This window comes from Streptomyces sp. NPDC092045, from assembly GCF_044756005.1.
Classification (GTDB): Bacteria; Actinomycetota; Actinomycetes; order Streptomycetales; family Streptomycetaceae; genus Streptomyces.
This window is the reverse complement of the sequence record NZ_JBIVSC010000014.1, coordinates 47462-67441: the sequence shown is the minus strand read 5'-3', so window position 1 is coordinate 67441 and position 19980 is coordinate 47462. Positions and strand designations below refer to the sequence as shown.

Genomic DNA, 19980 nt, shown 5'->3' with positions numbered 1-19980 from the left:
GACTGTAGGAGCTTCGAGCGCCCTTGCGAATAACGGCCGGGTCACGCAATTAATAATCATCGCGATGTTCTGCGGCCGAAAAAAAGGTACGACGGCCAGGCATTCCTCCGGGAGGAACGCCTGGCCGTCGTACCTGGTGTTCAGTCGATTATCGCAGCGAATTCAACTATTCGGTGGACGTTATTCGGTCGCGGCCTGGAGCAGGATGTCCTCGTACACCTTCGGGTCGTCGGAGGCGATCACCGGCCAGCCGATGCCGTACGCGCCCTCCCAGCCCACGTCGATGCCGGGGTTGGCGTGGTCCGAACCGTCGGACAGGAAGAGGTGGGGGCTGCAGTTGATCCGGTCGGTGCGCGAGAGCGCGGCCTGGTCGGCCAGGGACCGGCGGGCCCGCCCGTCGTCCAGTGCCTCGGTGAGGGCGTCGACGTCCACCGCGCCGGTGTCCGCGGCCACGTCCAGGATCACCTTGCGGTGGCTGATGCACCGCGACTCGGCCCAGAAGGCCCGGCGCAGTCCGAGGTCGAGCTGCTCCGAGGCGTGCAGGCTCTGCTCCTTCGCGGCGAGCACCGCCTCCAGGGCGGGCAGCGTCGTCGAGGGGTACAGCCAGTCCTTGGCCTGCCAGAGCTGCCAGCCGGCCCCCGGCTCCAGGCTGGCCATCCGGGCGACCTCGCTGTCCGTGCCGGGGCGCGGGCTCGGGGCGTCGTTCAGGAGTTCCAGCGGGAAGGCGCGCAGGTCGAAGGCGACCTGCTCCTCCAGGCCGAGCCGGGCGCGGGTGGTGTGCAGCCGGTGGACGGCGATGTGCGCGAAGGAGCACCAGATGTCGGAGAAGACGGTGATGACTCCGCGCGGCGGGGTCGGGTCGGTGAGGACGGGATCGGGCATGGTTCTCCTCGGTTCGTGCGTGTGCGTGTACGGGGTGGGGCGTGGCCGGGGCGGAGCCGCGGGGGCTCAGCCGGCGAGGGACTCCTGGGCGTCGAGCGCCGCCTCCAGGTCGAGGTCGGCGCCGGGCAGCCAGGCGGGCAGGGAGGGGATGCGGGCCATGGCGTCGAAGAGCCGGGGCACGGCGTCCGCGCGCACGGTCGGCCCGTGCGCGCTCAGCAGGCGCGCGGGGTTCAGGGCGGCGAGGCCGCGCACCGGCCGGAGGAACTTCTCCTCGTCGACCAGCGCGGTCCAGGGCGCTATCGCCCTGTTCAGCACCTCGAACCCGTGGAAGAACTCCTCCTCGGCGAGGTCGGCGAAGTCGTGGGTTATCTCCTCCACCACCGTGCCGAAGCTGTCGGAGCTGTAGAGCGTGCCGTCCGAGTGGTCGAACACGGCGAGGGTCCCGGGTGAATCGAACGTGGGCGGCCGGTGAAAGCTCAGTTCGCGGTCGCCGATTTTCACATGGCTTCCCGGATTGGCGGTCACCAGGCGTTCCTGAGGAATGTCGAATTCCTCGGATATTCGCGTCACCGATATCGCGTTGGCCAGCACCTTCGCGTTCGGCGCGGCCTCCAGGATCCGGGCGAGGGCGCCGGTGTGGTCGCGGTCGTCGTGGGTGACGACGACCCAGCGCAGGTCGGCGGGGTCGATCAGGGACCAGAGGGAGTCCAGGAAGCCCTCCCGGTCGACGGGCATCCCGGTGTCCACCAGGAAGGGCTGCCCCGACCGCACGAGGAAGGCGTTCACCGGCTGGTCGCCGAGACCGGGGATGGGCAGGGCCGAGGGCAGGACGTGGATGTCCGGCCCGGCGGTGTACGACGCTTTCATGACGCACCTTTCACGACGCGCCTCTCGTGACGCGTCTCGCGTGACGCACGGGGCGGGCCGGAGCCCCCGGGCGGGGGCCCCGGGGGCTCCGGCCCGGGATCAGACGAGCTGGATGGTCAGGGAGCCGGCGATCAGCAGGGCGAGGCCCAGGGCGCGCGGCTTGGTGAGGGAGCGCTGCGGAAGCTTGAACAGGCCCTTGTGGTCGATGAGCGCGGAGGTCAGCTGCTGGCCCGTCACGGTGAGGGCGATGGTCACCGCCGCGCCGATGGACGGGATGAGCAGGAAGGTGCCGGTGACGTAGGCGGCGGCGCAGGCGCCACCGAGCCAGCCCCACCAGGGCATCTTCTTCAGCGGGGCGATCTTGGGCTTCGGGGTGCGGCGGGTCGCGTAGAGCACGAGCAGGACGACGGCGATGGTGAAGGTCGCCACGGCGAAGCTGATCACCGCGACGGTGATGGGCTCCTTGAGCTGGGCGCGCAGCTGGGCGTTGACCGCGCCCTGGACCGGCAGCACGGCGCCGGCCACGACGCCGAGGACGAGCCAGCCGGCGCGCCCGGCGCTCGACATCTTGGGGGCGCCGGCGGGGGCCGCGGCCTTCATGCCCCGGATGATCACGACGATGCCCGCGAGGACCGCCACGGCGCCCAGGACGATGCCGGCGCTGAGCTCCTTCTGCTCCAGGCCGAGGAGGCCGAAGAGGTCGAGGGCGAGCGAGGCGAACATCTGGCCGGTGACGAAGAGCCCGACGGCGGCGAGGGCGCCGAGCCGCGGGAAGAGCAGGATGCCGCTGGTGATGTAGAGCGGGCTGGCCAGTCCGCCGAGCAGCTGCCAGGGCTCGACGTCGGGCAGCTTGCCGAGCGCGCCGAGCGCCCCGGCCGCCACCGCGAGGACGACGAGCAGGCCGGTCGCGACGCCGAGCTGGATGGTGGAGGCGCCGTAGGGGGTGCCGACGGCCGAGTTGAGCTGGAGGTTCACCGAGGCCTGGACGGCCAGGAGGCAGCCGACCAGCAGGGCCGCGGCGAGGAGCGCGGTGTGCATGGGATCTCCCTGGGGCGGGATGGCGAGCGGTAAATGGACACTGAGTCCGTTTAGCATGCCACTCGACACGGCAAGTGGACAAGGTGTCCACTTATCTTGGGGAGAACTTGAGGGAAGTAGGGTCGGGCCATGAGCGACGACGAGCAGCGGGGCGGAGGAGCCGACTCCGTGCACCGGGTCGACGGGCTCCTCGGCGACCTCCAGGCCGCTGACGAGCGGCCGGTCGCCCCGCGCAGACGCGCGGACGCCGAGCGGAACCGCACCCAGATCCTGGCCGCGGCCGAACGGCTCTTCGCGGAACATGACCCCCGGTCGGTCACCATGGACCGGATCGCCAAGGCCGCCGGGGTGGGCCGCGCCACGCTGTACCGGAGCTTCCCCGATCCGTCCTCGGTCGCCGTGGCGCTGCTCGACGAGCACGAACGCCGGCTCCAGGGGCAGCTCATCTACGGCCCCCCGCCGCTCGGACCCGGCGCGCCGGCGGGGGAGCGGCTCGCGGCGTTCTACCTGGCGATGCTCGACCTCCTCGAACGGCACCTGCCGCTGGCCCTGGGGGCGGAGACGGGTTCGGCGCGCTTCCGGACCGGCGCGTACGGCTTCTGGCGCGTCCACGTCCGGACGCTCCTCGTCGCCCACGGGGTCCGGGACCCGGACCCGCTGATCGACATCGCCCTCAGCCCGCTGTCGCCGGAGCTCTTCCAGTTCCAGCGCCACGAACTCGGCCTGTCGGTCGAGCGCGTCGGCCGCTCGCTGACGGATTTCGCCCGCCAGCTGCTGCGGTCGGGGGACGGGCGCTGAGGGAGCTCCGGGAGGGTTTTCACGAGGGGTTCTGCGAGGGGGCTCACGAAGGGTGTCGCGAGGAGGCGCCGCAAGCCGGGCGCCGGCGGGGGCCCGGCTCGTCGACGCCCCCGGCCCGGCGCGGGGCGGGCCTACGTGCGCCGCGGGGCGGAGCGGGGCGGCGGCGTGGAGCCCGGCGCGGGGCGGGGCGCCCGGCCCTGGGCGCGCGGGTCCGGCGCGGCGGTGCGCGGAGCCTGGGGGCGGGGGGCCTGGGAGGGGGAGGCGGGGGCCGGAGCGGGACCGTACGACGTCTGCCCCGGCGCGTGGGGTGCCGGGGTCGAGGTCGGGCCGGGTCTCCGCGCGTCGACGGAGCCGTACGGCGGTGGGGCGGCCGGGTGGACGAGGCCGGGCAGGACCAACTCCCAGATGCGGCGCAGCCGTTCCTCGGCGGAGCCGTGCAGGGCGCCGGTCTCGGGGACGCACGGGCCCTGCGGCCCGCCGTCGGCCAGGAGCCGGAGCGCGTCGGCCGGAGGGCAGGGGCGGCGCATCTCCAGCTCGACCCCGGTGACCACGTAGCCGATCAGCGTCGCGACGGCCGTCGCGTCCACGCCGGGCCGCAGGGCCTGCTCCGCCACCGCGTACCGCGCCAGACGGCCCACCTCGCGCCGCCAGGGGCAGTCGCGCGAGAGGGCCGGGTCGGCCGGCTGGAGCTCGCGGGCCAGCCGCTCGCCCGCCCGGGCCACGTGGTCGGTCTCGAAGAGCCGGATGAGGGCGTGGGTGGTGATCACCAGCTTGTCGACCGCCGTGCCACCCACCCCCTCGGTCGATAAACAGGCCGACTCGACGGTGATGCCGGTGACCGCCCGGGCGCGGGCGCGCACCGCGACCGCCAGGTCCGCCTTCGTCGCGAAGTGGAAGACCAGCGCTCCCGTCGTCACCCGGGCCTCCCCGGCGATCCTCGCCAAGGAGGCCCGTTCGTACCCCAGTCTGTCGAAGACCCGTGCCGCCGCCGACAGGATCTCCTGTCTGGTCCGTTCCGCCCGCTGTTGAATCGCCATCGGCTCCCCCGTCGGGTTGGTTGTTCGGAAGGTGTCGGAGTGTTGAGTTCCGGCCCGTGCCCGTGGCCGACTCGAAACTATCCGGCCGGAGAGTGGCGAAACGTGTCTCGTCGTCCGCGCGGCCGGAATTGGGACTTGACGCCGTTCTCCCTCCCAGGTCGCGGGCGCGCGACCGGCGCCGGGCGCCCGTGAAGTGACCGGAAGCGGAGGTGTGGCCTGTCAGGTGGATTCGGCCGTTCCGGTGGCCTCGGAGCCCCGCGGCCGGGAGCGGGAGACGGCCACGCCCGCGAGGCACAGCACGCCCCCGGCGAGGGTGAGCGGACCGGGCAGCTCGCCCAGGAACGCCCACGCGAGCAGGACCACGAGGGCGGGCACGGCGTACGTCGTCGCGCCCATCCGCCCGGCGGTCGTACGGGCGAGGGCGTAGGCCCAGGTCGTGAACGCGAGGGCGGTCGGGAACACCCCGAGGTAGACCATGTTCAGGGTCGCCGGCAGCGGCGCCCGCCCCGCCTCCGCGGCCAGCTGCCCGGCGAACGGCAGGCACGCCACCGCCCCCACCAGGCACCCGAAGGTCGTCACCTGGAGCGCGCTGCCGTGCGCGAGCGCCGGCTTCTGGGCGACGACCCCGCCCGCGTACGCCACCGCCGCGAGCAGGCAGAGGAGGACCCCCAGCACCGAGGCGTGGCCGCCGGAGGAGTCCCGGGACATCGAGAGGCCGACGGTCACCGCGCCCGCGAACGACACCGCCATGCCCGCGAGGAGCCGGGGCGGCAGGGACTCCCCGAGGAAGCGCGCGCCGAGCAGGGCGATCAGGACCGGTCCGACGTTCACCACCATCGCGGCCGTGCCCGCGTCGACCTCCTGCTCGCCCCAGTTGAGCACCACCATGTACACCCCGAACCAGAGCAGCCCCGACACCGCGATGCCGGGCCACGCGGCCCGGGGCGGCAACCCCTCCCGCCGGACCAGGAGGACGGCGCCGAGGACCAGGGCCCCGGAGAGCAGCCGTCCGAGCGCGAGCGCGCCGGGGGAGTAGGCGGCACCCGCGCTGCGGATGGAGACGAAGGCGGAGGCCCACAGGACGACGGTGACACCGGCCGCGGCGAGCGCGAGCCGGGAGGACGACTTCTGCATGCCCCGACGGTAGGCGGAGGATCGTTCGGGGCCCACCGCAATATTTCCGGGCCCCGCCCCGGTCCGGGGTGGGGCCCGGACCGGGGCGGGAGCGCGGCTACCCCGTCGACCGCTCCCGCCGCAGCTCCCACAGGCGCCACACCCCGCTGTTGTCCGCGACGAGGTAGTGGCCCCCGGCGACCGCCGGCCGGGCCGCCACGTAGTTCTTCTTCTGCCAGAGGGGCACCAGCGGGACGTCCCGCGCCACCACCCGCTGGATCGCCCGGAACCGCTCGACGCTCCTGGCGCGGTCGACGAACCGCTGCGTCACCGCGATGGAACCGTCGATCGCGGCCGACGCGTAGCCGTTGTGGAGGGTGTTGCCGCTCCCCACCAGCGGCTGGACGAACGTGTCGGGATCGGGGAAGTCGGGACTCCACTGGAGGATGTAGGCGTCGAACTCGCCGTTCTTGTACCGCTCCTGGTACGCGACCCAGTCGGCCTCCTCGACCAGCTTCACCCGGAACAGTCCCTTCCGCTCCAGCTGCGCCTTCAGGGCGCGCGCCTCGACCGCGGCACTGCCCACCTGGTGGCCCAGGGTGATCCGCACCGGAGTGGGAACGCCGGCGTCGCGCAGCCGCCGCGCCGCCCACTCCGGGTCCGATTCGGGGTACACGTCGTAGAAGTCGGTGCCGTGCCCCGTGACGCCGCGCGGGACGAGCGAGTAGAGCGGCGTCACGGTGTCCTTGAACACCGTCTTCGCCAGGCGCCCCCGGTCGACGAGCGCGGCGACGGCCCCGCGCACCGCGACGTCCCCCAGCGGCCGGTGCGGCGGGCGCGTGTTCAGGACGAGGTAGCGGCCCACCGTGCTCTCCCCGACGGAGAGGCGCACGTCCGGGTCCTCGCCGCCCTCCAGGGTCGCCAGCGTCGCGGAGGTGAGCCCGGCGTGGGCGATGTCGATCTCCCTCGCGTCCCACGCCTTCTCGACCTCCTGGGAGGTCTTGTAGTAGCGGATCTCGACCGGCTCGCCCTTCTCGGGAACGGCACCCCGGTACGAGGGGTTCGGCGTCAGGGCGATCCGGGCGCCCTCCTGGTGGGAGGAGACGACGTACGGGCCCGAACCCGGGAAGGTCCGCCGCGTCCGGAGCCCGCTCCGGGGGAACTCGGCCGGATCGACGATGGACCCCGCCGGCGTGGCGATCTTGGAGGGCCAGGTGGCGTCCGGCGTCGCGAGGCGGAAGGTCACGAAGGGGCCGCTCGCCTCCACCGAGACGAGGTTCGCGAACAGCGGCGAGGGCCCGAGCGGATCGCGGATGCTCAGGATGCGGTCGAACGAGTGCTTCACGGCTTCGGCGGTGACCGGATGCCCGTTGGAGAACACGAGGTCCCCGCGCACCCTGCACCGGTAGGTGGTCAGGGACTCGGTGAACCCGCACGATTCGGCCGCGTCGGGCCGGGGGACGGTCGCCCCGGGGTCGAAGGTGAGCAGTGCCTGGTAGATGTTGCTGTACAGCGCCCAGGACCCGCTGTCGTAGCCCCCGGCGGGGTCGAGGTGGGTGAGGCTGTTCGCCGTTCCGATGACGACGGGGTCTCCGGGCGGGGCCGTGAACGGCAGCAGGCGGTACCCGCAGGCCGCCAGTAACACGCAGGCTCCCGCCGTGATGCCGAGGCTTCTGCGTTTCATGCGATCGTCTTCCTTCTGCGTGGGGGGAGTCGCCGGCGGGCGGCCGGCGCGATGCCGAGCAGCCCCGGCGGGGGAAGTCGCCGGGGCTGCTCGGACATCGGGGGAGGGGCCGGTCGGTGCGGGCCCGGATCAGCCGCCGGTGACGGCGCCCAGGGTCTTGTCGGCGTCGGAGAGGCCGGCGCCGCAGCCGCCGGAGCAGGCGCCGGGCAGCGCGACGGTGTTGCTCTTGATCACCTGCTCGATCCGGGCGGGGGTGAGGGAGGGGCTCTTCTGCTTCAGCAGGGCGGCCAGGCCCGCGACGTGCGGGGCGGCCATGCTGGTGCCCTGGTAGTAGGCGTAGGTCTCGTCGCCCGGGGACTTGGTGCCCGTGTTGAGCGTGGACCGGATGCCGTCCTCGGTCCGCGGGGAGGTCTCGCCGCCGGGGGCGGTGACGTCGACGACCTTGCCGTAGTTGGAGTAGGCGGCGCGGTTGCCCTCGCGGTCGGAGGCGGCGACGGTGATGACGTCGGCGCAGCCGGCCGGGCTGTAGGCGGCGGCGTCCGTGTTGTCGTTGCCGGCGGACACGACGACGGTGGTGCCCCGGTCCCTGGCGGCCTTGAGGGCGGCGTTGTAGGCCTGGTCGCAGGTGAACCTGCCGCCCAGGCTCATGTTGATGACCGCGGCGGGGTTCTTGTTGGCGGGGACGTTGGTGACGGTTCCGCCCGAGGCCCAGGTGATGGCGTCGATGATGTCGGAGGTCGACCCGCCGCACCTGCCCAGGACGCGGACGGGCAGGATGCTGGCCTCGTGGGCCACGCCGACCGTGCCGGACCCGTCGGCCGCGGCCGCGATCGTGCCGGCGACGTGGGTGCCGTGCCAGGAGCTGTTCCTGTCGCCGGACGGAACGGGGTTGCCGTTCTTGTCCTTGCCGCACTCGCCCTTCTTCAGCCAGTCGCCGGGGTCGGAGGGGTCGTTGTCGCGGCCGCCGCCGTCGTTGGCCGTCCAGGTGTCGGAGACGAAGTCGTAGCCCGGCAGCAGCTTGGAACCCAGCTCGCCGTGCCCGGTGATGCCGGTGTCGATGACCGCGACGGTGACGCCCTTGCCGGTGGCCTGCTTCCAGGCCGGAGGAACGTTCATGCCGGCCGTGGTCTCGTACAGGTCCCACTGGGCCTCGTACTCGGCGGGGTCGACCGCGGTGGCGTACACCCGGCGGTCGGGGACGACGTAGGCGACGTCGGGGTCGGCCAGGAAGGCCGCCGCGACCTTCTGCGCGTCCCGGACCTCGTCGGCCTCGGGCAGTTCGACCAGGGCGGCGCCCGTGCCCAGGCGGCGCTCGAAGGAGACCGGCTCGCCGGCCTTGTCCGCCTTGGCCGCGGCGTCCTTCTCGGCCGCCGCGTTCGACTTCGCCTCGGCCGCCTGGGACTTGTACCCGACGATGAAGCCCTGGACGAGCTCGGTGGCGCCGGTGACGTCGGTGGCCACGGGGGCGGCCGCCCCGCCGGCGCGCGCCGGAGGGGCCGTGTCGGGAGAACCGCCGGCGAAGGCGACGCCGGTGCCCATCACCGCGGCGGCGGTCGCGATCGCGAGGGATATGCGGAGGGGGGTGAAACCGTGCACTGTGGTTCCTTACTTTCCGGATGCCGCCCGTTCTGCTGTGGGGGGTCGGCAGGTGGGGGTGTGCACGAGGGGCGGGGGCCGGTACGCCCGTGGCCCGTCGTGGTGCGGTCGGCCGCCGTGGAGGGCGGGTGATCGACCGGTGGGCGGAAACCTATGGACGGGAGCGACCGGAAGACCATCCGGGTGCCGCACATACGGACACCTATTTATCTCGGCGCCGGTCGCGGCGGCCGGGGGAGCGGTGCGCGACGCCCCGGACGGCACCGGAGGATTGATTGCGTATCCGTGGAACCGGCTCTCCGGATGTTCGGGAGCGTGCGCGGAACCCTAGGTTCGGGTGCCGGCCGACCGGACTCGCGGTCCCGCGCGAAATCCGCGCGGGACCGGCCCAGCCTCGGTCGGCCGGTATTGTGCACGGGCGTGCGGAACGAGCTGTGCGCGCCGCCCTCGGGCAGTCCCGGCCGGATGGCGTCGCGCCCTGCTTTTCCGCAGTCGGCCGGGCGTGCTCCGCGGCGCGCCCGTCGCCGAAGGCTCTTCCGCGCGCCCGGGCACCCGTTCCCGTGGAATACCGTGCCGAACGCGAGCGACCCCTCGCGAATCCGGCCGCCCGCCGCCGACGATTTCGCGTCGCGCGGCTTTTTCCGTTTCGTGCGGGGAACGGCGTGAGAATCCCGCTCCCGTGCCCGTGTGCTGCCGTTGCCTCCTTGATACGGTTCCGGAATCGACCCGCGCGGAACGGCGATCCGGGAACGGGAGCGGAATGCGTCGCGCGGAATTCCCGCCCCGGACCGGATCGTGCGGAAGGAATCCGGTCCGCCCGGAGGGACTCTGGTCCGCCGCAAGGACGCCGGGTCGTCCCCGAGAGCTCCGGGCGTCCGGAGGGGGTTCGGGTCGCCCGGAAGAACCCCGGGCCGCCGGAGCGGCCCCGGTCCGCCCGGAAGAAGGAGAGCGAGGATGGCGGCGTGAACGAGGCGCGTGGTTCCGCTCTGCGGCCCCTGGCCCGGGTCCTGGCCGACGGGCGCGCCGAACCGGTGCTGCTGTTCGTCGAGGGCGCCGCCGGCACCGGGAAGAGCCATCTGCTCCAGGAACTGGCCGACCTGCCCGGGACGGCGGAGACGGTCCGGGTGCGGTGGCGGTGCGGGGCCGACGGCGGGCCGCCGGACGAGGACGCGCACCGGCGGGTGCCGACGCTGTGGCTGGTGGACGACGCGCACCGGGCGGACGAGGACGAGCTGCGGCGGCTGCGCCGGGTCCTGGAGGGCCTGGGGCCGGGCTCGGCGGCGGCCGTGGCCTACCGCCCCGAGGAACTCCCCGTGCCCGGGCTGCCGCTGGGCGCCCCGCCGGTGGCGTACCCGCCCCGGCTCACGGTGCTCCGGCACCGGCCGGAGCCCTGGGACGGGGAACGCGTCCGCCGGGCCGCCGAGGAGGCGCTGGGCGGGAACTGCGCGCCCGAGGCGGTGCGCAGGCTGCGCGAACTGACCGGCGGGGTGCCCCGGGTGGTCGTCGACCTCCTCGCCGCGCTGGGGGAACGGCATCCGGCCTTCGCCGGCACGGCCGCGGAGGTGGAGGCGGCCGGGGTGCCGGCCCGGCTCGCGGAGCTGGTGCTGAGCCGCACGCACGCGCTGGCCCCGGCGCACCGGCCGGTGGTCTGGGCGGCCGCCGTCCTCGACGTGCCCGTCGGCCGCGACGAGCTGATCGCCGTCTCCGGGCTCGGCGCCGCGACGGGCGGCGGCGCCCTGCTGCGGGCCCTGGAGGCCGCGGCCCTGGCCGAGCCCGCCGAAGGCCGCTACGGCTTCGCCGTCCCGCTGGCCGCGCCGGCCGTGCGGGCCTGTGTGCCCGGCCCCGTCCGCCAGGACCTGCACGGGCGGGCGGCCCGTGTGCTCGCCCGCAGACAGCCCGTGCCCTGGGACGCCGTGGCCGAGCACCACAGGGCGGCCGGCGACATCCGCAGATGGCTCGGGGCGGTGGAGAGGGCGGCCGAGTCGGCGGCGGAGTCCGGCCGGCACGGGCAGGCCATCGCGCTCCTGGAGCGGACGCTGGCCGCCCCCGGCCTGCCCCCGCGCAGCCGGGCCCGCCTCGCACCGCTCCTCGCCCGCAGCGCGGTGACCGGACTGCGCTCGGACCAGACCGTGGAGGTCCTCGCGCAGATCGTGCGGGACGCCTCCCTGCCCCCGGCCGTCCGCGGAGAGCTGCGGCTCGACCTGGGGCTGATGCTCTGCAACCAGATGGGCCGCTTCCCCGAGGGCTGGCGGGTCCTGGAGACCGCCGCCGCCGAACTGCGCGAGGTCCGGCCCGGCCTGGCCGCGCGGGCCATGGCGGCGCTCCTCACCCCCTACTGGCCGGGCCACTCCCTCGACGTCCACCGGGGCTGGCTGGCCGAGGCCGTGGCCGCCGCGGACGCCAGCGGGGACGACGCCATGCGCACCGCGGTCCTGGCCAACCGGATCGGGCTCGCCATGAGCTGCGCCGATCCGGAGGCGTGGGACCTGGTGAGGGAACTGCCCGTGGAGGGCGCCGACCCCGCCTGCGCCCGGCAGGCGGCGCGCGGCCTGTGCAACGCCGCGGACTCCGCGGTCTGGCTCGGCTTCCACACGAGGGCGGAGGACCTGCTGGCGGAGGGACGCGACCTGTCCGTACGGAACGGCGCGCCCTACACCGAACAGAGCGCGCTGGGAACGCGGTTGCTCCAGGAGTGGTGGACCGGCCGGTGGCCGGGGCTGGCCGAGAAGTGCGAGGAGTTCGTCGCCTCGACCGCCGACATGCCGTTCATCGCCTCCGACGCCTACGTCGTGCGCGGCCTGCTCGCGGTCGCCCAGGGCGACTGGGGGGAGGCGATGTCCTGGCTGTCCCAGCGGGGGACGTTCGGCACGGAGAAGCTGCCCGTGCCGCTGGGCGCGACGGCGGCCGGCGCCATGATCCGCCTCGCCCTGGCCCGCCAGGAGGTGGAGGCCGCGGCCGAACAGGCGCGCGCCGCCTGGGCGGTGGTGGCCGCGAAGGGCGTGTGGCCGTGGGCCGCGGAACTCGCGCCGTGGGCCGTGGAGGCGCTGGCGCGCGCGGGCGACGGGGCCGCGGCGCACACCGTGGTCCGGGAGTTCTCCCGGGGCCTCGGCCGGGGCGACGCGCCCGCAGCCGGGGCCGCGCTGATCTGGAGCAGGGCCGTACTCGCCGAGGCGGAGGCGGAGGCGGAGGGCCGGGAGGGGCTGCTGCGGGCCGCGGAGCTCTACCGGGAGGCCTCGGCGGCCTACGCGGAGCTGCCCCGCCCCTACCCCCGCGCGCTGACCGCGGAGGGCGCCGCGCGCTGCGTGCTCGCGGCGGACAGCGAGGCGGACGCCAGGTCGCACGCCGGACCGGACGTCAGGTCGCACGCCGGACCGGTCGCCGGGCCGGACGCCAGGTCGGACGCCGGACCAGTCGCCGGGCCGGTCGTGGGGTCCGGCGCCGGGACGGGGTCCGTTCCCGCCCCGGGGACCGAGGGCGCCGTCGCGCCACCGGCCCCCGACCGGCCCGCCGCCCTGTCGGCGGTCGCCGAACTGGAGGACTGCGCCCGGAGCTTCACCGAGCTGGGGGCCGTCTGGGACGCGGCGCGGGCCAGGGCCCTGCTGCGCACCCGCCTGCCGGCGAAGAAGGGCCGGCCGCCCGGGCGCCCCTCGCACGCCGACGAGCTGTCCCCCCGGGAGACGGAGGTGGCCCAGCTCGCCGTCTCCGGCCTGACCAACCGGGAGATCGCCGCCACCCTCCACCTCTCCCCCCGGACGGTGGAGCAGCACATCGCCCGTGCCATGCGCAAGACCGGCGCGCTCTCCCGCCGCGACCTCGCCCACCGGCTGGGACGGGCGCACTGAGGCCCGTCCCGCGAAGCGAGGCGGGGCGAGGTCTCAGGGGGCGTCCCGCCGAGGCAGCAGAGGGCCGCGGTCCCGGAACGTTCCGTCGTGGGCCCAGGCGTCCACGGTCGCGGCCGTCCAGTCGAACACCCAGCCGGGGCGCAGCCCGCGCGCTCCCCAGCCGTCCGGGCGCCGGCGGGGCAGCGGGAAGCCCGCCTTCTGCGCGGCGGCGGCCGTGTCGCAGGTCTCGCGCGCGATGCGCAGGGCGTCCGACCAGGTGTCGGCCGGCCCGGTGAAGACGTGCAGCCCGCACTGCTCGGGCCGTACGGAGTTCTTTATGGGGACATTGACCTGGAAGTAGACCTTGGTCATGGTGCCGTCTCCTCGGTTCCGCGCTTTCCCGTGCGGCGGGCCGCGCCCCTTCGGGTCCGTTCGACTTCCCGTCCGCTCGACCGCCGGCCGGACCCCATCAACCTATGAACCGGGCCGTGCCCTGAATATCCGGAAACGGAAAAACACCTATACGTATCCCGTACGTATCGCGTGCGCCCCGACCCGTACGTATCCCGTTCGCCCTACGGGGCGGCCGCGTCCCGGCATATGCCGATCGGATTTCGACGAAGATGCTCCCCGGTCGGCCAAGATGCTCCCCGGCCGACAGGAACGCTCTCCGGTCGACAGAGACGCTCCCCGGTCAACAGGGGAGCCTCGAATTCTGTTAAAAACTGCCCGGCGCACGTGCCTTGAAGTTCATTCGATCGCTACGCAATAGTTCGGGCCACGGCGAGTTTCCCACTCCCCGTCAGGCAGGAACCGCCCTTCTCCGGTGCGTTTTTGGCGCATTCCGGCGATACACCCCCCATCGGGTTCCTGGCTGTCATCCGGAAGGAATCAACGTGCGTCACTCTCGTAAGTACCGCCTGGCCGCGCTCGGCATCGCGCTCTCGGCCTCGACGGCCCTGGGGATCCAGACCGCGGCGCAGGCACAGGGCACGGAGCCCGCCCCCCGCTACCAGCCCGAGATGGTCGAGGCGCTGGCCGCCTCGCTCGGCGTGAGCGAGAAGGCCGCGGCCGACCGCCTGGACCGGCAGGACGCCCAGCAGGCCAGGCTCGCCCAGCTGGTGAAGAGCGGGATATCCGGCGACGGCTCCTTCTTCGACGCCTCCGGCACGCTGACCGTCAACGCCGGCGACACGGCGGAGGAGGCCAGGATCGAGAAGGCCGGCCTCGCCGCCCGGGTGCCCGCCCGCGGTCAGGCCGAGCTCGACGGGATCAAGGCCGAACTCGACGCCCTCGCCGCGAAGAAGGTCCCCTCCGGAGTCGTCGGATGGTCCGTGGACCTGGCCTCCGACAAGGTGACCGTCAAGGTCAACAACGAGCGGGGCGCCGCCGCCAGGGCGTTCCTCGCCGCGGCCGCGAAGCACGGCTCCGCCGTCGAGATCGTCCGGGGCCAGCAGGAGTTCGCGGCCCAGGCCGCGATCTACCCCGGCAGCAAGATGACGTTCAACAACACCAGCAACTACTGTTCCGTCGGCTACGGCGCCCGCGACAGCTCCGGCAAGCAGTACCTGGTGACCGCCGGGCACTGCGTCACCAACACCCTGCGCTACGACGGGACCGCCTTCGCCCAGGGCTACAAGACCCGTTACGCGCTCGGCACCCGCAGCGTCGACATGGGCGTCCTGACCGTCAACTCCGGTCACTCGATCGTCACCAGCGTCGGCACCTGGGGCCAGGGCAGCACCAGCACGGTCGCCGTCAAGGGCAGCAGCCGCGCCTCGTCCGGCGCCGCGATCTGCAAGTCCGGCGCCACCACCGGCTGGACCTGCGGCACGATCGGCTCCTACAACAACACCGTCACCTACAAGGACCTGAACGGCGGCCCCGACACGGTCGTCACCGGTCTGGCCACCTCCAGCGTCTGCACCGAGGGCGGCGACAGCGGCGGCGCGTACATCTCCGGGAACCAGGCCCAGGGCATGACCTCCGGCGGCCCGATAGGCCAGAAGTGCACCGGCGGGGTCAACTCCCGCGGCACCTCGCACTTCCAGCCGCTCGACGACGCCCTGCGCTACTACGGGCTGACGCTCAACACCAACTGAACACGTCCGTGACAGGACCGGCCGGGGGCCGCTCGCGGAATCAGGCGAGCGGCCCCCGGTCGCGTGCGGACGGAACCCCGCGTCCCGTCCGCCGTCCCCGCCCGCTGGAAGACGCCATGCCGAACACCCCCCACGACGACGGCACGGACGCGATGTTCGCGTCCGTGCTCCGAGAGGCCCTGCGGCGGCGGGGCCTGCCGCTGGACCGCGTGCGCGACCACCTGGAGTCCTGCGGGATCACCCTCAGCCTCGCCACCCTCAGCTACTGGCAGAGCGGCCGCAGCCTGCCGGAGCGGCCCCAGTCCCTGCGCGCCGTCGACGCCCTGGAGCCCTTCCTCGGCCTTCCGCGCGGCGCCCTGCGCTCACTGCTCAGGCGCCGGCCGCGCGGCTGGGTCCCGCAGCACGACCCGGCCGCCGTCCGCGGCGTCTACGGCGAGAACTCCGACCTCGAAAAGGTCCTCGGCGACACCTTTCCGCACTTCAACGCCGGTCTGCGGCGCCTGGTCGTCCACGAGGCGGTGCGCGTGAACGAGCGCCGGCTCATCGACGAGATCCGCGTCACCGTCGCGGTCCGGGCCGTCCGCGACGACGCGCGGCACCTGACGGTCATGCACACCCTGGACTCGGCGGAGGCCGCCGCGGTCGACCTCACCGTCCCCCACGGGCCGCCCCCGACCGTCCGGTCGCGGCCGGAGCCGAACTGCGTGGTCGCCGAGATCCCGCTCGGCCGCCGACTGGCCAGGAACGAGACCGCCGTCGTCGAGTACACGCTCCGCTCCACCGCCACCGCGGGCGTCTCCCACCACTACGAACGCCGCGTCACCACGCCCCTGCGGACCTATCTGCTCCAGGTCCGCTTCCACCCCTCGGCGGTGCCGTCGACGTGCCGGCACTACTACCGCGTGCGGCTCGGCGCCGAGCCCCGGAACCGGCAGCTCGCGCCCCTGGACGCCTCCCACACGGCGCACCTGCTGCCCATGAAGTGCCCGCCGGGCGCGTACGGCGTCGAGTGGCAGTGGGCGGACTGAGGCCCGACGGGCCTCCGCTCCGTCGGCCGTGGTCGGACTGAGGCCCGACGGGCCTCCGCTCCGTCGGCCGTGGTCGGACTGAGGCCCGACGGGCCCCCGCCCCGTGGCCGGGACCGTCACCGCAGCGCCTCCGGCGCGATGCCCAGGTGCGTCCGCAGCGCCTCCTCGCCCGCCGGGGTCACCCTCACGGCCCGCTCGGACCCGATCCGCACGCACCATCCGGCGTCGAGCGCGTGGCGGCAGAGCGCGGCGCCCGCGACCCCCGCGAGGTGCGGCCGGCGCTCGGTCCAGTCGAGGCAGCCGCGCGCGACGGGCCGCCGCCCCTTCCGCACCAGGGCGATGCCCTGCTCGCCGAACCACGCCAGGCCCCGGTCCGTGAGCGCGAACCCGGTGTCCTGCCGGAGGAGGCCCCGCGCGGTCAGCGCCTCGGCGATCGCGATGCCGAGCCGTCCGGCGAGGTGGTCGTAGCAGGTCCGGCCGCGGGCCATCGCCTCCCCGGCGCTCGCCTCCCGCAGCGAGCGGGGCCGCGCGGGCACCGGGGGGCCGGACCGGGCGGCCAGGTCCTCGACGAGGTGCGCGATCCCGGGGTCGGCGAGCCGCACGTACCGGTGTCTGCCCTGCCGTTCCTCCGTGAGCAGCCCGCCCCCGACCAGCTTCCCGAGGTGCTCGCTCGCGGTGGACGGAGCCACCCCGGCGTGCCGGGCGAGCTCCCCGGCGGTCCAGGCCCGTCCGTCGAGCAGGGCGAGCAGGAACGCGGCGCGGCTCTCGTCCGCGAAGAGCGCCGCGAGCGCGGCGAGGTCACTGGCCGTCATGTCCCCAGACTGCCGCACTCACCCTTCGGCGCCGGCCGAACCGTCGCGCACACCGCCCCGACGCCCGGCCCGACCCGCCAGATCCGTCCGGTCCGCCCGCTCCGTCCGTGAGGCGTACTGCGCCGCCAGGCCGTCGAGGAGCGCCCGCAGCCCCGTCTCGAAGGCGCCCTCGTCGACCTGCCGGCGGTGCTCCGCGAGGAGGTGGGCCTGCCCGAGGTGGGGGTACTCGGCGGGGTCGTACGCCGTCTCGTCGTCGACGAAGCCGCCGGCGAAGGAGCCGAGGGCCGAGCCGGTGACGAAGTACCGCATCAGGGCGCCGATGTGCGTGGCCTGGGCCGGGGGCCAGCCCGCGCGGACCATCGCGCCGAAGACGGCGTCGGCGACCCGCAGACCGGCCGGCCGGCGGCCGGGCCCCCGGGCGAGGACCGGGACGATGTGCGGGTGGTCGGCGAGGGCGGCGCGGTAGGAGACCGCCCAGTCGTGCAGCGCCGTCCGCCAGTCGCGGGGGTCGTCCTCCGCGAACATCGACAGGTCGATCTTCGCGCTCACCGCGTCCGCGACGGCGTCGAGGATCTCGTCCTTGGTGCGGAAGTGGTTGTAGAGCGAGGGCCCGCTCACCCCGAGCTCGGCCGCGAGCCGGCGGGTGGAGAGCGCGGCGAGTCCCTCCGCGTCGACCAGCGCGCCCGCCGTCTCGACGATGCGGTCTCGGCTGAGCAGGGGCTTGCGCGGTCGGGCCATGGCGCACATAGTAGGCCTGCGCTTGTAAAACTAGCAGTGGTAATTAAAGTGACCGCGGTCGGACGGGTGAGGTGGCACGGTGGATCTGGCGCTGAGCGAGGAGCAGGAGGCCGTACGGCGGCTCGCCGAGGACTTCGTCGCACGTGAGGTGAGCCCGCACGCCACCGCGTGGGACCGCGCGGAGGAGGTGGACCGGGGGATCGTGAAGAAGCTCGGCGCCGTCGGCTTCCTCGGCCTCACGATCCCGGAGGAGTACGGCGGTTCGGGCGGCGACCACCTCGCGTACTGCCTGGTGACCGAGGAGCTGGGCCGCGGCGACTCCTCCGTGCGCGGCATCGTCTCCGTCTCGCTCGGCCTGGTCGCCAAGACGATCGCCTCCTGGGGGAGCGAGGAGCAGAAGCGGGCGTGGCTGCCCCGGCTCGCGTCCGGCGAGGCCCTCGGCTGCTTCGGCCTCACCGAACCGGGCACCGGCTCCGACGCCGGGAACCTGGCCACCCGGGCCGTCCGGGACGGCGACGACTACGTCGTCAGCGGCACCAAGATGTTCATCACCAACGGCACCTGGGCCGACGTGGTGCTGCTCTTCGCCCGGACGAACGACGCCCCCGGGCACAAGGGCGTCTCCGCCTTCCTCGTCCCCGCCGACAGCCCCGGCCTCACCCGCCGCCCCGTCCACGGCAAGCTCGGGCTGCGCGGCCAGGCCACCGCCGAACTGGTCCTGGAGGACGTCCGCGTCCCGGCCGCCGCCATGCTCGGCCCGGAGGGCAAGGGCTTCGCCGTCGCCATGTCCGCCCTCGCCAAGGGGCGCATGTCGGTGGCCGCCGGATGCGTCGGCATCGCCCGGGCGGCCCTCGACGCGGCCCTGCGGTACGCCGGGGAGCGCGAGCAGTTCGGAAAGCCGATCGCCTCGTACCAGCTGGTGCAGGAGCTGATCAGCGACATCTCCGTCGACGTGGAGGCCGCCCGGCTGCTCACCTGGCGGGTCGCCGACCTGATCGACCGCGGCCGGGACTTCGCCACCGCCGCCTCCCAGGCGAAGCTGTACGCCTCCGAGGCCGCCGTCCGCGCCGCCAACAACGCCCTCCAGGTCTTCGGCGGCTACGGCTACATCGACGAGTACCCGGTCGGCAAGCTGGTCCGCGACGCGCGCGTGATGACCCTCTACGAGGGCACCAGCCAGATCCAGAAGCTGATCATCGGCCGGGCGCTGACGGGCGTCTCGGCCTTCTGAGCCCCCGGGCCCCCGAGTCCCCGGAGCCCCCGAGCCTCCGAGTCCCCGAGCCTCCGAGTCCCCGGAGCCCCTGAGTACGGCGCATGAGGGGGGAATGAGTACGCGGACGGATGTGGCGGGGACCACATCCGTCCGATGCTGTCCGGCATGAGCGACACACCGGTCAAGCAGCAGAACACCGCCGCCTACTACATGCAGGCCGTCATCTCCTTCGGGATCGCGATCGCGGCCGTGTCCATCGGCGTCTACCAGCTCGACGCCAGCGCCTGGGTCCGCGCCTTCCTCGCGGTCTCGGTCCTCTACCTCACGACCTCGGCCTTCACCCTCGCCAAGGTGGTCCGCGACCGGCAGGAGGCCGGCCAGATCGTCAGCCGCGTCGACCAGGCCCGCCTGGAGAAGCTCCTCGCCGAGCACGACCCCTTCCAGAAGCTCTGAACGGGCTCTGCCGCACGGCCGGAAGGGCTTGACAGCCGACCCGGCCGTGCGCGGTGATGGGGCCGACGAGGGCTTCGAGGGGGACGGTGTGGATCTGGGTTCGGTGATCATCGCGGTGGCCGGCGTGGCCGGCACGCTGGGGGGGACGTTCCTCACCCAGCGGGCCTCCGAGCGGGCGAGACGGCGGGAGATGGTCCTGCTCCGGGACCAGGAGGAGTCGCGCGAGAACCTGCTCCTCCGGCGCACCTGCTACGTGGAGTTCAACCGGGCGGCGCGCCAGTTCACCACGGCGCTCAACAAGCACCTGCACGTCATGCGGGAACGGGCCGTCGAGGAGTCCGACACGGAGGCCCTCGAACAGGCGAAGGCGGACCACCGCGACCGGCACTCCGAGGCGCAGATGATCGCCCCCGACGCCGTGCTCGCCCGGACGGGCCCGGTCAACCGGGCCCTCAGCGCGGTCTACGGCCAGGTCAAGCGCCTCGAACGGGGAGCGCCCGGGCCCGGCGAGACGATGGCCACCGCCGCCCGGGACCAGGCGGAGGTCTGGAACCTGCTCCAGGCCATGAGGGCCGCGATGCGCCACGACCTCGGCGTCACCTCCGAGGCCCCCGAGCCGATCGCGGCGGCGGAACCGGACGGACGGCCGGAACCGCGGCTCTAGGGTCTGCCCGGTGGATCGAGGCCGGGACCCCGGCCTCGATCCACCGGCCCGGACCCAACCGGGTGGACACCCCCGATGTTATGTGGGGCCTGCTGACCGGGGCCCTGGCCGAGTGTTGGGTGTGCGGCCCGGTC

General features: G+C 74.0%; 17 protein-coding genes. 7 read left to right on the top strand and 10 right to left on the bottom strand.

The window, feature by feature from the left end; translation table 11 throughout:
- Nucleotides 1-180 precede the first annotated feature (180 nt).
- The 3 genes from ACIQKA_RS25600 to ACIQKA_RS25590 form a co-directional block, all read right to left on the bottom strand.
- Entirely contained in the window at nucleotides 181-882 is a 702-nt protein-coding gene (locus ACIQKA_RS25600) for a DsbA family protein (RefSeq protein WP_383156832.1), read from the bottom strand.
- Nucleotides 883-948: 66 nt separating this feature from the next.
- Nucleotides 949-1749, bottom strand: a complete 801-nt coding sequence (locus ACIQKA_RS25595) for an MBL fold metallo-hydrolase (protein WP_383156829.1) — start codon at nucleotides 1747-1749, stop codon at nucleotides 949-951.
- A gap of 99 nt (nucleotides 1750-1848) precedes the next feature.
- Nucleotides 1849-2787 (bottom strand): DMT family transporter, encoded by a 939-nt coding sequence (locus ACIQKA_RS25590; RefSeq protein WP_383437567.1) that lies wholly within the window; start codon nucleotides 2785-2787, stop codon nucleotides 1849-1851.
- A gap of 129 nt (nucleotides 2788-2916) precedes the next feature.
- Between ACIQKA_RS25590 and ACIQKA_RS25585 the strand changes: the two genes are divergently transcribed.
- Nucleotides 2917-3585 carry a TetR/AcrR family transcriptional regulator gene (locus tag ACIQKA_RS25585; protein WP_402542492.1) on the top strand — a complete coding sequence of 223 codons (669 nt, stop codon included), beginning with the start codon at nucleotides 2917-2919 and terminating at the stop codon, nucleotides 3583-3585.
- Between the two features lie 131 nt (nucleotides 3586-3716).
- Here ACIQKA_RS25585 and ACIQKA_RS25580 read toward each other — a convergent pair whose 3' ends face one another.
- The 4 genes from ACIQKA_RS25580 to ACIQKA_RS25565 all read right to left on the bottom strand — a co-directional run bounded on the left by ACIQKA_RS25580 (nucleotide 3717) and on the right by ACIQKA_RS25565 (nucleotide 9015).
- Entirely contained in the window at nucleotides 3717-4622 is a 906-nt protein-coding gene (locus ACIQKA_RS25580) for a TetR family transcriptional regulator (protein ID WP_383437564.1), read from the bottom strand.
- A 219-nt stretch (nucleotides 4623-4841) separates the two neighbouring features.
- Entirely contained in the window at nucleotides 4842-5756 is a 915-nt protein-coding gene (locus ACIQKA_RS25575) for a DMT family transporter (protein ID WP_402542491.1), read from the bottom strand.
- A 97-nt stretch (nucleotides 5757-5853) separates the two neighbouring features.
- Nucleotides 5854-7419 carry an ABC transporter substrate-binding protein gene (locus ACIQKA_RS25570; protein ID WP_402542490.1) on the bottom strand — a complete coding sequence of 522 codons (1566 nt, stop codon included), beginning with the start codon at nucleotides 7417-7419 and terminating at the stop codon, nucleotides 5854-5856.
- Between the two features lie 129 nt (nucleotides 7420-7548).
- Nucleotides 7549-9015 (bottom strand): S8 family peptidase, encoded by a 1467-nt coding sequence (locus ACIQKA_RS25565; RefSeq protein ID WP_402542488.1) that lies wholly within the window; start codon nucleotides 9013-9015, stop codon nucleotides 7549-7551.
- A 962-nt stretch (nucleotides 9016-9977) separates the two neighbouring features.
- Here ACIQKA_RS25565 and ACIQKA_RS25560 point away from each other — a divergent pair.
- Nucleotides 9978-12857, top strand: coding sequence for a LuxR C-terminal-related transcriptional regulator (locus ACIQKA_RS25560; protein ID WP_402542486.1), 2880 nt, complete (start codon nucleotides 9978-9980; stop codon nucleotides 12855-12857).
- 33 nt (nucleotides 12858-12890) lie between these two features.
- On the opposite strand, the gene ACIQKA_RS25555 is transcribed toward ACIQKA_RS25560, so the two are convergent.
- A complete protein-coding gene (locus ACIQKA_RS25555; protein WP_383445038.1) occupies nucleotides 12891-13208 on the bottom strand; it encodes a hypothetical protein in 318 nt (105 codons plus the stop codon).
- A 524-nt stretch (nucleotides 13209-13732) separates the two neighbouring features.
- Between ACIQKA_RS25555 and ACIQKA_RS25550 the strand changes: the two genes are divergently transcribed.
- Both ACIQKA_RS25550 and ACIQKA_RS25545 read left to right on the top strand, forming a co-directional pair.
- Nucleotides 13733-14938, top strand: a complete 1206-nt coding sequence (locus tag ACIQKA_RS25550) for a S1 family peptidase (RefSeq protein ID WP_390112206.1) — start codon at nucleotides 13733-13735, stop codon at nucleotides 14936-14938.
- Between the two features lie 116 nt (nucleotides 14939-15054).
- On the top strand, nucleotides 15055-15966 hold the full coding sequence (locus ACIQKA_RS25545) for a hypothetical protein (RefSeq protein WP_383156808.1): 912 nt from the start codon (nucleotides 15055-15057) through the stop codon (nucleotides 15964-15966).
- 116 nt (nucleotides 15967-16082) lie between these two features.
- Here ACIQKA_RS25545 and ACIQKA_RS25540 read toward each other — a convergent pair whose 3' ends face one another.
- A complete protein-coding gene (locus tag ACIQKA_RS25540; RefSeq protein WP_383156806.1) occupies nucleotides 16083-16778 on the bottom strand; it encodes an ArsR/SmtB family transcription factor in 696 nt (231 codons plus the stop codon).
- Between the two features lie 18 nt (nucleotides 16779-16796).
- Nucleotides 16797-17516, bottom strand: coding sequence for a TetR/AcrR family transcriptional regulator (locus ACIQKA_RS25535; protein WP_383156804.1), 720 nt, complete (start codon nucleotides 17514-17516; stop codon nucleotides 16797-16799).
- Between the two features lie 79 nt (nucleotides 17517-17595).
- On the opposite strand from ACIQKA_RS25535, the gene ACIQKA_RS25530 reads away from it, so the two are divergent.
- The 3 genes from ACIQKA_RS25530 to ACIQKA_RS25520 all read left to right on the top strand — a co-directional run bounded on the left by ACIQKA_RS25530 (nucleotide 17596) and on the right by ACIQKA_RS25520 (nucleotide 19846).
- The gene (locus tag ACIQKA_RS25530; RefSeq protein WP_383437540.1) at nucleotides 17596-18747 is read left to right on the top strand and encodes an acyl-CoA dehydrogenase family protein; all 1152 of its coding nucleotides are present in this window, start codon (nucleotides 17596-17598) and stop codon (nucleotides 18745-18747) included.
- A gap of 147 nt (nucleotides 18748-18894) precedes the next feature.
- Nucleotides 18895-19182, top strand: a complete 288-nt coding sequence (locus tag ACIQKA_RS25525; RefSeq protein ID WP_351973625.1) for a YiaA/YiaB family inner membrane protein — start codon at nucleotides 18895-18897, stop codon at nucleotides 19180-19182.
- Nucleotides 19183-19270: 88 nt separating this feature from the next.
- On the top strand, nucleotides 19271-19846 hold the full coding sequence (locus ACIQKA_RS25520; RefSeq protein ID WP_383156799.1) for a hypothetical protein: 576 nt from the start codon (nucleotides 19271-19273) through the stop codon (nucleotides 19844-19846).
- The last annotated feature ends 134 nt before the right edge of the window (nucleotides 19847-19980 follow it).